Here is a 13,019-nt window from a genome sequence, read left to right as displayed (position 1 = left end):
CTCGTGTCCACCAGGCCCTAGAGGAAGTCGTCGTCGTCGATCTCGGCCGGCTGCGCCTGCGGCCGCGCGGGCTGCAGGCGGCGGGTCTTCTCGCGCATCGACTCCACCGCGTCGGGGTCGTCGAGGTCGACGCCGCGGTCGAGCGCGGGGCTCGCGAAGAGCTGGCTCGCCGGGCCCAGCAGCAGCCGCGTCTCGCCGAGCATGCCCTCGTCCGACAGCGACGGCACGACGACGAGGTCGGACTTGCCGACGTTGGCCAGAGCCTGCGCGTACTCCACGACCGCCGTGCAGATGGTGTCGCCGAGGAGCACGTATCCGCTGGCGTAGTAGAGCTTCTGCATGGTGTCCTCCCGGTCGTGCGCCCTGCGGGATCCCCGCATCCGTCTTCTCCGACGGTAGGACGCCGCCACCGGCGGACCCACCCCTTGACGGGGCGCGCTGGAGGCTCCTCTGCGCATCGGTCCGGTCGCGCGACGACGGGAGCGCTTCTCCCCCAGAAGCAAGGCTGAGGGGCCGGATGCGGCCGTGGATCGACGGATCCGGCCCCTCAGCCTTACTTCTGCAGGCGGATCAGCGCGCACCGTCACTCCGACGCGCGCGCCACCGCCTCGAGCCGCGCGCGGTGCGCGGCCCACCAGGCCGCATCCCCCTCGGGCAGGTTGTCGCCCTCGCGGCGGAGTCCGACCCGGCCGTCGATCAGCTCGCGGACGATGTCGGCGTGGCCCGCGTGCCGGTGGGTCTCGACCGCGATGTGCACGAGGATCCGGTGCAGGGTCACGTCGCGGTTCGTCCACCAGGGCACGACGCCCGGGGCGTCGAGCGGCAAGGCGGCGACGACCGCGTCGGAGTGGGCGTGCACGCGGCGGTAGAGGCCCACGATCTCCTCGCGCGACTCCTCGGCCGTGGCCCACATGTCGGAGTTCGGCTCGGAGTCGTCCTCCATCCAGGCGAGACGCTCGGGGAACGGCCGGCCGAAGACGAGGCCGAGGTAGCCCGCCTCGGTGCCCGCGACGTGCTTCACCAGCCCGAGCAGATTGGTGCCCGTGGGCACCAACGGCCGGCGAGCGTCGTACTCCGACACACCCTCGAGCTTGCTCAGCAGGGCGTCGCGGCCCTCCTGCAGGTACAGGAGCAGGGTCTGCTTCTCGTCGATCATCGCCCCAGGATGGACCCGCCCACTCGATCGCGCGAGAGCCGGCGGCGGCCCCTGCATCCCGGGCCGCGCCGCGCAAGCCTCGCCCCGGAGCGATGCGGCGCGCCAGACTGGCGTGCCCGCACCGCCGCGAGCACCGATCGAGGAGCCCGCCGATGACCACCAGCACCGCCCCGTTCTCCTTGGACCGGACCCCGCGATGAGCGGCTCGAAGACGGCCCGGCTCTCGGCCTGGCACGAGAAGTTCGTCGTCGAGGAGCGCACGCTCCCCGCGGCCGCCCGGCGCCGCCTCCTGATCACGGCGGGCCTGCTGACGCTGCTCGGCGGAGTCGCGTTCGTCGCGATCCTGCTCGGCGTGCTCACGCAGACCGGGATCGAGCGGCTCGACGGACCGGTCGAGGACTTCTTCGACGCGCGCGTCGAGCGCGACCGGACCGGGCCCATGATCGCGCTGGCCGTGCTGTTCGGGCCGATCGTGCTGCCGATCGTGGTGCTCGTCGTGCTGATCGGCTGGATCATCCTGGCCAAGCACCTCTGGCGGCCGCTGCTGCTGCTGGTCGGCATGGCGACGGGCGTGATCCTCGCGCAGGTGATCGCTCCGCTCGTGCAGCACCCGCGGCCGCCCGTCGCCGAGATGCTGTTCGGGCCCGACCGCACCTTCTCGTTCCCCTCCGGCCACGTGCTCGGCACGGCGGACTTCCTCCTGATCACGACCTATCTGCTGGCGAGCAGACTGCAGCGGCGCTGGTTCACGGTGACCGCGATCGCCGTGGCGGTGACGCTGATCGTCGTGCAGATCGTGAGCCGGCTCTACCTCGGCTACCACTGGCTGAGCGACACGGCGGGCTCGGTCGCGCTGTCGATGGTGATCACGGGCGTGGTGATCGCGGTCGACGTGCGGCGCACGGTGCGGGTGGAGTGACGCGAGGCGGGCTGCGGCCGTGACCTCCGGCTCGTGGAATCGCGTTCGGCTCGCGGAAACGGCCCGATTCCGCGAGCCGAACGTCGTTCTGCGCGCCGGAGATCCCTCCGGGAACCGACGCTCGCGGGGCCGACGGAACTCGGGCTCGTCGACTCGCGTTCGGCTCGCAGGAATCGCCGGATTCCGCGAGCCGAACGTATTCCTGCGAGCCGGAGGTGTCCGCACGAAGGGGCGGCGGCGGGCGCATCGACGTCCCCTTCCTGCGCCGACGCGCGACGGCCTACCGTGGCAGCACACGACGGAGGGACGGCGATGGGCGACGACACAGGCTTCTCGGCGGAGGAGAAGGCGGCGATGAAGGCGCGGGCGGCCGAGTTGAAGGCCGAGGCGCGCGCGGGCAAGGCGGCCGAGAAGGCCGAGGCCGAGCGGGTGGCGCAGGAGGAGAAGATCGCCGAGATGCCGGAGCCGGACCGCGCGCTCGCCGAGCGGCTGCACGCGCTCGTGACGGAGGCGGCGCCGGTGCTGCGTCCGAAGCTGTACTACGGGCAGCCGGGCTGGGCGAAGGAGGGGCGCATCGTCGTGTTCTTCCGCAGCGGACTCGTCGACAAGGCGCGGTACTCGACGATCGGCTTCAGCGTCGACGCGGCGCTCGACGAGGACGGCGGGCTGTGGCCGACGTCGTACGCCCTCGACCACCTCGACGACGCCGGGGCGGCGCTGCTGGCCGAGCGGGTGGCGCGGGCCGCGGGCTGACAGGCGGACCGCTCGGCTGCCGCGGGCCCCGGGGTACTCTCGCACGGTGCCGACGACACTCCACTCCCTCTACCGCTACCCGGTGAAGGGGCTGACGCCGGAGCGGCTCGACAGCGTGGTGCTGCGTCCGGGTCGCGGGTTCCCGGCCGACCGGCTGTTCGCGCTCGCGAAGCCCGACGGCGCCTACCGGGCCGACGCGTTCGTGCCGCTTCCCAAGCGCGAGTACTTCGTGCTGCTGAACACCGAGCGGCTCGCGGGGCTGCGCACCCGCTTCGACGACGACGCGCGGCGGGTCGAGGTCACGGTGCAGGGCCATCGGGTGCTCGAGGCCGACCTGGCGACGGCCGACGGGCGCGAGGCATTCGTCGAGCTGTACGCGCGGGTCGCGGATCTGCCCGACGGCGTGCGGCCCGTGCTCGCCGAGCAGGCCGGCTACAACTTCACCGACAACGCCAAGAACGGGCCGCGGCTGATGAACGCGATCTCGCTCGTGTCGCTCGCGTCGGTGCGCGACCTGTCCGAGCGCATCGGGCGCGAGCTCGCTCCGCTGCGGTTCCGCTCGAACGTATACCTGGACGGGCTCGAGCCGTGGGCCGAGCGCGACTGGGTGGGGCGCGAGCTGCAGCTGGGCGACGTGCGGGTGCGCGTGCTCGAGGAGACCGGGCGGTGCGCGGCGACCGAGGTCGATCCGACGACGGCGCGGAGGGACGTGCCGGTGGTGCGGCTGCTGCACGAGAACTACGGGCACGAGAACGTCGGGGTGTTCGCCGAGGTGCTGTCGGGCGGAGTGCTGCGGCCGGGCGATGCGGTGACGGTCGACGCGGTGGTGGCGGCGTGAGGCTCGTCGTCGCCGAGCGGCGGATGCTGACGGCGGACGTCTGCGAGTTCGTCCTGCGGCGGGCGGACGGCGGGGCCCTGCCCGCCGCCGAGCCGGGCGCGCACGTCACGGTCGCGACGCCCTCGGGCGAGAAGCGCAGCTACTCCCTTACCGGCGACCTGCGCGATCGGAGCCGCTTCACGATCGCGGTGCGGCGCTCGTGGGAGGGACGCGGCGGCTCGCGCAGCCTCGTCGACTCCGTCTCGGCGGGCGACTCACTCGAGGTCGAGGGGCCGCGCAACTCCTTCGAGCTGGTCGAGGCGCCCGCCTACCTCCTGATCGCGGCGGGGATCGGCGTGACTCCGATCCGGGCGATGCTGATCGAGCTGGGGCACCGCGGCGCGACGGACGTGGAGCTGCTGTTCCTGGCCCGCTCGCGCGAGCAGGCCCCGTACCTCGACGAGCTGACCGCCGCGGTGCCCGCACTGACGGTCCACCACCGCCGTGAGCACGGGCCGGTCGACTGGTGGTCGCTGCTCGCCGACCCGGGCGAGCGGCACCTCTACGTGTGCGGGCCGGAGGCGCTGCAGGACGAGGTCCGCGCGCTGACGATGCACTGGCGGCCGAGCCGCGTGCACGCGGAGGACTTCGCGGGGGTGCCGGCGTTCGGCGGGCTGACTGCGCCGTTCACCGTGGAGTGGCAGCCGACCGGGGCCGAGATCGCGGTACCGGCCGCCCGGACCATGCTGGCAGCGCTCGAGGACGCGGGCATCGACGTGCCGAGCTCGTGCGGCAGCGGGACCTGCGGGACCTGCCGACTGCACCTCGTGGACGGGGAGGCGGATCACCGCGATCTGGTGCTGACGCCGGCGGAACGCGAGTCGGCCGTGATGCCGTGCGTGTCGCGGGGCGTCGGGCGGGTGGTCGTCGCTCCGGAGTGACGCCTCGCGGCCTCCGCCGTCGGAGCGGAGTCCGCGGGGTCTGCGGGTGTCCGCGGGTGTCCGCTAGCGGACGTGTCCTCTAGCGGCTCTATCCGGCGGGCCCGCCTGCTCGGGACACTGGGCGGACCAGCGCCCCGCGCGCACGACGACCGGTGACGGTCGACCCGAGACAGTGAAGGTCCCCATGCACCGCCGCACACCCCCGCCGTCCTCCTCCGCACCACGAGTCGGCGCGGTGCTCACCGCCCTGACCGCGGCGGCCGCACTCCTGATCACCGGGATCACCCCCGTCGCCGCGGCGCCGGCCGCACCCGCGACCGTGGAGCCCGGAGGGATCGCGGTCTGGGGCTGGGGCTACTACGGCCAGACGCGCATCCCGGCCGACCCGGGCGAGATCGTCTCCGTCGCAGCCGGGAGCTTCCACAGCCTCGCTCTGCGGGACGACGGCACCCTCCTCGCCTGGGGCAGCGACCGGTCGGGTCAGACGGCCGTGCCCGCGAACCTGAAGCCGGTCGTAGCGGTGGCCGCCGGCTGGATCCACAGCCTCGCCCTCCAGAACGACGGCACCGTCGTCGGCTGGGGGTCGAACGAGCGCGGGGAGACCGATCCGCCCGCCGACCTGGACGACGCCGTCGCGGTCTCCGCCGGGGAGCAGTTCAGCCTCGCTCTGCGCGAGGGGGGCACCGTCACGGCCTGGGGCAAGAACACGACGGGCAGCAACGCCGTCCCGGCCGGCCTCACCGGCGTCACGGCGATCTCCGCCGGCGACGTGCACAGCCTCGCCCTCAAGGACGACGGCACCGTCGTCGCCTGGGGCACGGCCGGCTCTCCTCAGGTCGACGGCCTGCCGAGCGGCCTCGACGACGTCGTCGCGGTCTCGGCCGGCTGGGATCACAGTCTCGCGCTGACGAGCGACGGCACGGTCGTCGCCTGGGGCAGCAACGAGTACGGGCAGATCTCCGTCCCCGCCGATCTGACGGACGTCGTGGCCGTCTCGGGCGGCGCCCGGCACAGCCTGGCGATGAAGAAGGACGGCACCCTCGTCGCCTGGGGCGACAACGAGGACGACCAGCTGACGCATCCGAGCGGCCTCGGCATCCCCACCGCGATCGACGCGGGCGGCTACCACAACATCGCACTCGGAGCCCGGCCCGCCCTCAGCGCGGATGCGCCTCCCGCGACCGCGACGGTCGGTCAGGACTACTCGTACGCGTTCGGCGCGGACCCGAGCACGTACGCCTACACGGTCGTCTCCGGCGCTCTCCCGGCGGGCCTCGCCCTCTCGCAGCAGGGTGTGCTCGCGGGGACCCCGACCGAGGGCGGTCCGTCGACCTTCACCGTCGCCGCGGTCAACCGCTACGGCCGCACGATCGGCGCCGCGCACACGATCACCGTCGCACAGGCACCCGCCGAGCCGACGCTGTCGGGAGCAGCACCCGTCGGCCGCATCGGCTCCTCCTACGACTTCGCCTACACCGTCGGCGGATTCCCCGCTCCGACCGTCTCCCTCGCGTCCGGATCGCTCCCCCAGGGGCTGACCCTCAGCAGCGACGGGCGCCTCACCGGCACCCCGACCGCCGCCGGGACCTCCACGTTCACGGTCCTCGCCGAGAACGCCTCCGGATCGGCCCGGATGTCCACGACGCTGGAGGTCACTCCGGGCTTCGCCGGCCCGACCATCGAGGGAGCAGCGCCGGACGGCACCGTGGGCACCGCCTTCGACTACGGCTACACCGCGACCGGCTACCCGACGCCCGCGTTCGTCGCCCTGACCGAGCTGCCCCCGGGTCTCGCCCTCGACACCGCGACCGGGCGTCTCACCGGCACGCCGACCGCCGCCGGCACCTTCACGTTCACCGTCGCCGCGACGAACGACTTCGGCCGGAACCAGACGGTCGACACGGTGACCATCGCGGCCGCCGCCACCGCGCCGACCCTCTCCGGGATCGCCGCTGCCGGTGTCGTCGGGACGGCCTACGACTCCACGTACACGGTCACCGGATCCCCGGCGCCGACGGTCACCGTGGTCGCGGGCACGCTCCCTCCGGGACTCGCTCTCGCCGCCTCCGGGCGGCTCACCGGCACCCCGACCACCGCTGGGACGTTCACCTTCACCGTGCAGGCGAGGAACTCCGCCGGCGCCGCGCGGGCCGTCAGCACGGTGACCGTCTCGCCGCAGAAGACCGCCACGAAGGCGGATCTGCGGGTGGACCTGTCGGCTCCGACCTCCGCGGTGAAGGGGAGGACGTTCACGTACTCGCTGATCGCCAGGAACGCCGGACCCGCGACCGCGACGTCGGTCTACTCGAAGGTGATCCTGCCCTCGGGCGTGCAGTTCGTGTCCGCGACGGGGACGTACACCCGCGTCGGGAGCATCGTGATCTTCCACCGCCCGAGCCTCGCGGTCGGCAGGACCGTGACGGAGAGGATCACGGTCAGGGCCACGAGCACGGGCACGGGCACGGCGCTGGCGTCGACGTTCTCGGTGAAGACGCCCGACCCGTCGATCCGGAGCAACGCCGACACCGCGGCGACGACGGTGCGCTGAGCACGTCGCCGCTCAGGGCGCTGGGCGGCGCAGGATCAGGTTGGTCATGGTCTGGGTCATGACCGCGAAGCGATCCTGGTTCAGGAGCTCGATGCGGGTGCGGAGCACTCCCCGATCGGGCCGCGAGACGGAGCGGCGCGCGTCGAGCACAGTGAAGCGGGCCCGGAGGAGGTCGTCGGGGCGGACGGGGATGGACCAGCGGAGCTCGTCCACTCCGGGCGAGGCGATGCTCGCCGCTTGGTTGAGGTAGGACTCGACGAGCATCCGCATCATCATCGCGGTGGTGTGCCAGCCGCTGGCGACGAGTCCGCCGAGAGGGGTGCCGGCCGCGAGCCCGGGGTCGGTGTGCATGTCGTGCGGATCGAAGCGCCGGCCGAAGTCGATGATCTCGGCGACGGTGACCCGGTAGGAGCCGTGCTCCAGCACGGATCCGGGCACGTAGTCGTCGAAGTAGCGGTCGGTGACCGGCTGCGCGAACGGCGCATCGGATGCTGCGGAGGTGCCGGCGTCCGGTTCGTAGGGCATGGCACAACCCTAGGTCGGGTGCGGTGCGCGAGGAGGGCCGGGAGTCGGCAGAGTGGAGCCGTGAATCAGAACAGCACCAGCATCGCCGGCGAGCTCGCGCACGTGACTCGGCAGTGGACTCCGAGGGTCGTCGGGCGGGTGAACGACCAGTACGTGAAGGTCGCGAAGCTGCTCGGCGAGCTCGTGTGGCACGCGCACGAGGACGAGGACGAGATGTTCCTCGTCGTCTCCGGCACTCTGCGCATCCAGCTCGAGGACCGCCCGGACGTGCACCTCGCACCGGGCGAGTTCTTCGTCGTCCCGAAGGGGGTCCGCCACAACCCCGTCGCTGACGAGGAGGTGGAGATCGTCCTCATCGAGACCGTCACCACGGCGCACACCGGCGATGTCGTCGTGGCCCGCACGGTTCCGATCGACGCCCAGCTCGGCCGCACTCCGTCCTGACGGCGGTGATGCCGTGCGTGTCGCGCGGTGTCGGGCGGGTGGTCGTCGCTCCGGAGTGACGCCTGTGCACAACGAAAGAAGGATCCGTTCCCGCGGCCCCGGATCCGCGGGGATCGGGAGCTCGGGACGGATCCTTCCTCCGTTGTGAACGCGAGTGGCGTCAGCCCTCGGCCTTCGACGGCTTGCCGTCGGCCGGCAGCACCTCGACGGGGGTGTCGCGCGTGTCCTCGCCCTCGGCCTGCGACGGCTTGTCGGACTGGTCGTCCGGGTCCTGGACCGGGGACGTCGTGTCGCTCATCGGAGGCCGTCCGGGTCGTCGGAGGCGGGCGACGGCTGCACGTCGGCCTCAAACTCGGTCCAGGCCCGGTCGAAACCGGCCTGCGCCTCGGCGGGCTCGCTCGCGAAATAGCCCTCGTAGATCGAGTGGCCGCCGTGCTCGGGCAGGTCGTCGCGGGCGGCGAACTCCTGGGCGAGGGTGCCCACCTCGTCGTCGCGCGTGGTCTGGTCCCGCAGCCATGCGGGGAAGGTCTGAGTCATGGGACTCCTTTCTCCTGCGTCCATCCCACGCCCCGCGACCCGGAGCGGCAACCCCTTGCGGGACGGGCCGACGACGGCCGAGGACCCGCTCGACACCCGGAGGGCGTGAAGACGACCGCCGGAGTGGAGCCGGGCGCCTCCGGTGCGCTCGACGCGGCTCGCCGCCGGCGAGGCGACGGTCACCGGCACGGCCACCGCGCCGTGGACCGCGCGCAGCTGCGGCTGATGCACGGCGCTCCTCGGGGCCGCCCGAGCGGTGTCACCGGGTGACGGGTGCCGGTCCGGCCTCGAGCAGGTCGCGGACGCTGCGCGGCGCGCGTCCGAGGAGGCGCCCGAGCTCGGGGCCGGTGCCCGCGAAGAAGCCGCCCTCGGCCGCCTGGTGCATCCCGAGGGTGAAGCGCACGAGGAACTCGGGCTGACCCGCCGCGACGCGCGCGGCGACCCACTCGTCGTCGCCGAGGACGCGCAGCTCGACGGGCCGCCCGCCGATCTCGGCCGCGATCCGGGCGATCTCCTCGAACGTCGGGGCCTCCGTCGCGGTCAGCGTGATCGGCCCGTCGTGCGGGCTCTCCGAGAGGAGGAGCCGCGCGGCCGCCTCCGACTCGTCCTCGCGGGCGGTCCAGGAGACGCGGCCGTCGGAGGGGACCTCGATCACTCCGGTCTCCTGCCACGGTCCGAGGAAGAGGCCCAGGCTGTGCGCGTAGAAGCCGTTGCGCAGCGACGTCCAGGCGAGTCCGGACTCGGCGAGCAGGCGCTCGGTCGCAGCGTGGTCCCGGCCCGGGCCGAAGGGGGTATCGGCGGCGGCGCCCTGGTGGCTCGTGTAGAGGACCCGTCCGACTCCGGCCGCGACGGCCGCCTCGACGGCGATGCGGTGCAGGGCGACGGCGTCGGCCCGCGGATCGCTCGAGGAGACGAGGAGCAGCTGGTCCGCTCCGTCGAAGGCGGCCGGGAGGGAGGCGGGGTCGGCGTAGTCGCCGACGCGCACCTCCACTCCGCGCTCGGCGAAGCGGGCCGCCTTCGAGGGGTCGCGTGCGACGACGGCGATCGCGGAGGCGGGGACGGAGTCGAGCAGGTGGTCGACGGTGGCGCCGTTCAGAGCGCCAGTGGCACCGGTCACGATGATCATGGGGAGAGCCTTCCGATGGGGGTATCGGCGATACCACCAGGAAGATAACCATGGAATTCCATCGATAGCAACAGTGCGCTACCGTCGATTCATGACCAGCCCGACTCCTCCGACCGACACGCGCCTGCGCATCGTCGACGCGGCCGCGGGCCTCCTCCGCGACGAGGGCCCCGCCGCCGTCACCACACGCGCGGTCGCCCGGGCGGCCGGGCTCCAGGCGCCGGCGATCTACCGCCTCTTCGGCGACAAGGACGGCCTGCTCGAGGCGGTCGCGGAGCACGTGCTGGCCACCTGGGTCGACTCGAAGGCCCGGACGGTCGAGGCGGCCGTCGCCGGCGGCGTCGACCCGGTCGAGGACCTGCGCTCGGGCTGGGCCGCGCAGGTGGAGTTCGGGCTGGCCAACCCCGCGCTCTTCCGCCTCCTCAGCGATCCGGGCCGCGCCTCCGGATCGCCGGCCGCACTCTCCGGGCGTCAGGTCCTCGCCGCGCGCGTGCAGCGGGTGGCCGCCGAGGGGCGCCTGCGCGTGCCGGAGGAGCGCGCCGTCGGCCTCATCCAGGCGGCGGGCACCGGCGTGGTCACCACCCTGCTCTCGACACCGGCCGCGGACCGCGACCCCGGCCTCGCCGACGCCGCGCTCGACGCCGTGCTCACGGGGATCCTCACCGACCCGCCCTCCCCGGGCGACGGCGGGCGGCTCACCGCCCTCGTCGGCGTCCGGGCCCTCGCACCGGAGCTCGCCGGCCTCACCCCCTCGGAGCGCGTGCTGCTCGCGGACTGGCTCGACCGCGCCCTCGCGGCGGCCGCGCAGGAGTGACGTGCGCGGTCCCGCCGCAGGAGTGACGGCGACGTTCGCGACGCATCGGGACGCCCCTCTGCTGATCGAGTAGCGCGCGGAGCGCGCGCATCGAGATCCACGACGTCCAGGAGCCGCGGGCGGGGCTACTCGACCAGTACGCCCGCCTCCTCGAGCAGCACCGACGTGCGCACCACGCGCTCCGAGGCGGCCGTGACCACGGACACGGGGCCGGACAGCGTCAGCGACGCCGTCGTCTCCTTCGTCGCGCAGTCCGGGCCGACCCAGAGCTCCACCTCGCCCGGCTCGACGATCCGCTGGCCGGAGCGGCCGGTGAACGCCAGGCGCGCGGCCGGCACCTCGAAGCGCACCTGCGCCTCCTCCCCCGCCGCCAGCTCGAGGCGGGCGTAGCCCAGCAGCTGGGCGACGGGACGGGTGACGCTCGCGTAGACGTCGCGGGCGTAGAGCTGCACCAGGTCGGAGCCGCTGCGCGAGCCCGTGTTGCGCACGCGCACCGAGACGGTGATCGCTCCGTCGGTCGGCACCGCGTCGTCGAGCACCGACAGGTCGCCGCGCGAGAACGTCGTGTACGAGAGCCCGTGCCCGAAGGGCAGCACCGGAGTGCTGTCGGCGCTCGTCACGTCGGACGGGCCGCCCAGGATCGGGTGCAGGTACGAGAACGGCTGCGCTCCGGCCGAGCGCGGCAGCGACACCGGCAGGTGGCCGGACGGCACGACACGGCCCGAGACGACACCCGCGATCGCGCCGGCGCCCTCCTCCCCGGGGAAGAACGCCTGCAGCACGGCCGACGCGCCCGAGAGCGCCCAGTCGATCGCGTAGGGGCGGCCGGTGAGCAGCACGAGCACCACGGGGGTGCCGGTCGCGACGACCGCCTCCACCAGCTCGCGCTGGCGGCCGGGCAGCTCGAGGCTCTCGACGTCGTTGCCCTCGCCCACGGTGCCGCGGCCGAAGAGGCCGGCGCGGTCGCCGACCACGACGACCGCCACGTCGGCGGTGCGGGCGAGCTCGGCGGCGGGGGCGATCCCGGAGTCGTCGTCGCCCTCGACGTCGCAGCCCTCGGCCACGAGGATCTCGCCCGCGAACTCGTCGGCGAGCGCCTCGCGCACGGTCGGGATCTCGAAGCCCAGCGGCACGCCCTCGTGATGGGCGAGCACGTGGTTGGCGAAGGAGTAGCAGCCCATCAGGGCCTGGGCGCTGTCGGCGTTCGGGCCGATCAGGGCGAGGCGGCGCGGCGCCGCGAGCGGCAGGACGCCGTCGTTCGAGAGCAGCACGAGCGACTCCTCCGCGAGGCGGCGGGCGACGTCGCGGTGCGCCGGGGAGTCGAGGTCGATCGACTCCGGCACGTCGTCGAAGCGGGCGTCGAGCAGCCCCAGGCGCTCCTTCTGCGCGAGCAGGCGCAGCACGGCGCGGTCGACGAGCTCCTCGCTCATCGCTCCGGAGGCGATGCGGGCGGCGAGCGGAGCGAGGAACGCGTCGCCCGTGGGCAGCTCCACGTCGATCCCGGCCTCGAGCGCGAGCTCGGCGGCCTCGCCGAGGTCGGCGGCAACCGCGTGCATGAGGTGCAGGAACGCGACCGAGAAGTAGTCCGAGACCACCACTCCGTCGAAGCCCCACGCGCCGCGCAGGATGTCGGTGAGGTAGGCGGGCGTCGCGCCGACGGGGTCGCCGTCGATCTCGGCGTACGAGTTCATCACCGAGCGGGCGCCGCCGTCGCGGATCGCCATCTCGAACGGAGGCAGCAGCACGTCGGCGATCTCGCGCGGGCCGGCGTGGACCGGCGCGTGGTTGCGGCCCCCGCGGGAGGCGGAGTATCCGATGAAGTGCTTCAGCGTCGCGTCGACCCCCTCCGACTGCATGCCGCGGACGTAGGCGGTGCCGAGGGTGCCGACGACGTAGGGGTCCTCGGCGATGCACTCGTCGACGCGGCCCCAGCGGGGGTCGCGGATCACGTCGAGCACGGGCGCGAGGCCCTGGTGGATCCCGAGCTCGCGCATGGACGCGCCGATCAGGCGGCCCATCTCCTCGACCAGCTCGGCGTCGAACGACGCGCCCCAGGCCAGCGGAGTGGGGAACGTCGCGGCCTTCCACGCCGCCAGCCCGGTGAGGCACTCCTCGTGCACGATCGCCGGGATGCCCAGCCGCGTCTCCTCGACGAGGCGGCGCTGCTCGGCCCACAGCCACTGCGCGCGCTCGATCGGATCGACGGGGCGCGTGCCGTACACGCGGGTCAGGTGTCCGAGCCCGTGGGTGGTCGCATCCTCGTAGCGGGTGGAGGTGGCCATCTCGCCGGCGAGCGGCGCGACGACCTCTCCACCCTGGTCGACCCAGTAGCCGACGAGCTGGGCGAGCTTCTCCTCGAGCGTCATGCGCTCCAGGAGATCGGCGACGCGGGCCGAGGAGACGTGCGGTTCGGCCACGGCGTGACCCTCTCTGCTGGAA

At 73.5% G+C, this 13,019-nt stretch carries 15 protein-coding genes; 8 read left to right on the top strand and 7 right to left on the bottom strand.

Features of this window, described 5'->3' with window-relative positions; genetic code table 11:
- Positions 1 to 17: 17 nt before the first annotated feature.
- Both ASF48_RS01575 and ASF48_RS01570 read right to left on the bottom strand, forming a co-directional pair.
- Positions 18 to 380 (bottom strand): hypothetical protein, encoded by a 363-nt coding sequence (locus tag ASF48_RS01575; RefSeq protein ID WP_055785356.1) that lies wholly within the window; start codon positions 378 to 380, stop codon positions 18 to 20.
- A 203-nt stretch (positions 381 to 583) separates the two neighbouring features.
- Complete coding sequence (locus ASF48_RS01570; RefSeq protein WP_055785353.1) at positions 584 to 1,156, bottom strand: DinB family protein; 573 nt, start codon at positions 1,154 to 1,156, stop codon at positions 584 to 586.
- Between the two features lie 196 nt (positions 1,157 to 1,352).
- Between ASF48_RS01570 and ASF48_RS01565 the strand changes: the two genes are divergently transcribed.
- The 5 genes from ASF48_RS01565 to ASF48_RS01545 all read left to right on the top strand — a co-directional run bounded on the left by ASF48_RS01565 (position 1,353) and on the right by ASF48_RS01545 (position 7,134).
- Positions 1,353 to 2,075 carry a phosphatase PAP2 family protein gene (locus tag ASF48_RS01565; RefSeq protein WP_055785349.1) on the top strand — a complete coding sequence of 241 codons (723 nt, stop codon included), beginning with the start codon at positions 1,353 to 1,355 and terminating at the stop codon, positions 2,073 to 2,075.
- Positions 2,076 to 2,387: 312 nt separating this feature from the next.
- Positions 2,388 to 2,828: a hypothetical protein gene (locus tag ASF48_RS01560; RefSeq protein WP_055785346.1), complete on the top strand. Its 441-nt coding sequence runs from the start codon at positions 2,388 to 2,390 to the stop codon at positions 2,826 to 2,828.
- A gap of 46 nt (positions 2,829 to 2,874) precedes the next feature.
- Positions 2,875 to 3,666 carry an MOSC domain-containing protein gene (locus tag ASF48_RS01555; protein ID WP_082480910.1) on the top strand — a complete coding sequence of 264 codons (792 nt, stop codon included), beginning with the start codon at positions 2,875 to 2,877 and terminating at the stop codon, positions 3,664 to 3,666.
- The gene (locus tag ASF48_RS01550; RefSeq protein WP_055785339.1) at positions 3,663 to 4,586 is read left to right on the top strand and encodes a PDR/VanB family oxidoreductase; all 924 of its coding nucleotides are present in this window, start codon (positions 3,663 to 3,665) and stop codon (positions 4,584 to 4,586) included. The genes ASF48_RS01555 and ASF48_RS01550 overlap by 4 nt, the downstream gene beginning before the upstream one ends.
- 184 nt (positions 4,587 to 4,770) lie before the next feature.
- Complete coding sequence (locus ASF48_RS01545) at positions 4,771 to 7,134, top strand: RCC1 domain-containing protein (RefSeq protein ID WP_157603010.1); 2,364 nt, start codon at positions 4,771 to 4,773, stop codon at positions 7,132 to 7,134.
- A gap of 12 nt (positions 7,135 to 7,146) precedes the next feature.
- Here the strand turns inward: ASF48_RS01545 and ASF48_RS01540 are convergent, their stop codons facing one another.
- Positions 7,147 to 7,659, bottom strand: a complete 513-nt coding sequence (locus tag ASF48_RS01540) for a MaoC family dehydratase (protein WP_055785333.1) — start codon at positions 7,657 to 7,659, stop codon at positions 7,147 to 7,149.
- Positions 7,660 to 7,719: 60 nt separating this feature from the next.
- On the opposite strand from ASF48_RS01540, the gene ASF48_RS01535 reads away from it, so the two are divergent.
- Positions 7,720 to 8,103, top strand: coding sequence for a cupin domain-containing protein (locus ASF48_RS01535; RefSeq protein ID WP_055785330.1), 384 nt, complete (start codon positions 7,720 to 7,722; stop codon positions 8,101 to 8,103).
- A 160-nt stretch (positions 8,104 to 8,263) separates the two neighbouring features.
- Here the strand turns inward: ASF48_RS01535 and ASF48_RS19195 are convergent, their stop codons facing one another.
- Both ASF48_RS19195 and ASF48_RS01530 read right to left on the bottom strand, forming a co-directional pair.
- Positions 8,264 to 8,401: a hypothetical protein gene (locus tag ASF48_RS19195; protein ID WP_157602116.1), complete on the bottom strand. Its 138-nt coding sequence runs from the start codon at positions 8,399 to 8,401 to the stop codon at positions 8,264 to 8,266.
- Positions 8,398 to 8,640 carry a hypothetical protein gene (locus ASF48_RS01530; RefSeq protein ID WP_055785327.1) on the bottom strand — a complete coding sequence of 81 codons (243 nt, stop codon included), beginning with the start codon at positions 8,638 to 8,640 and terminating at the stop codon, positions 8,398 to 8,400. The genes ASF48_RS19195 and ASF48_RS01530 overlap by 4 nt, the downstream gene beginning before the upstream one ends.
- A 105-nt stretch (positions 8,641 to 8,745) precedes the next feature.
- On the opposite strand from ASF48_RS01530, the gene ASF48_RS19190 reads away from it, so the two are divergent.
- Positions 8,746 to 8,910 (top strand): hypothetical protein, encoded by a 165-nt coding sequence (locus tag ASF48_RS19190; protein ID WP_157603009.1) that lies wholly within the window; start codon positions 8,746 to 8,748, stop codon positions 8,908 to 8,910.
- Here ASF48_RS19190 and ASF48_RS01525 read toward each other — a convergent pair.
- Complete coding sequence (locus ASF48_RS01525; protein ID WP_055785324.1) at positions 8,900 to 9,766, bottom strand: NAD(P)H-binding protein; 867 nt, start codon at positions 9,764 to 9,766, stop codon at positions 8,900 to 8,902. The two genes, ASF48_RS19190 and ASF48_RS01525, sit on opposite strands and share 11 nt — an antisense overlap.
- 91 nt (positions 9,767 to 9,857) lie before the next feature.
- On the opposite strand from ASF48_RS01525, the gene ASF48_RS01520 reads away from it, so the two are divergent.
- Positions 9,858 to 10,580, top strand: coding sequence for a TetR/AcrR family transcriptional regulator (locus tag ASF48_RS01520; protein ID WP_055785321.1), 723 nt, complete (start codon positions 9,858 to 9,860; stop codon positions 10,578 to 10,580).
- A gap of 125 nt (positions 10,581 to 10,705) precedes the next feature.
- On the opposite strand, the gene ASF48_RS01515 is transcribed toward ASF48_RS01520, so the two are convergent.
- Positions 10,706 to 12,946, bottom strand: coding sequence for a glycoside hydrolase family 3 N-terminal domain-containing protein (locus ASF48_RS01515; protein WP_235577192.1), 2,241 nt, complete (start codon positions 12,944 to 12,946; stop codon positions 10,706 to 10,708).
- Positions 12,947 to 13,019: the final 73 nt, after the last annotated feature.

Origin of the sequence: Rathayibacter sp. Leaf299, assembly GCF_001423055.1 — a bacterium.
Classification (GTDB): Bacteria; Actinomycetota; Actinomycetes; order Actinomycetales; family Microbacteriaceae; genus Rathayibacter; species Rathayibacter caricis.
Note: the sequence above shows the minus strand (reverse complement) of the source record. Positions and strands in the feature narration are given on the sequence as shown.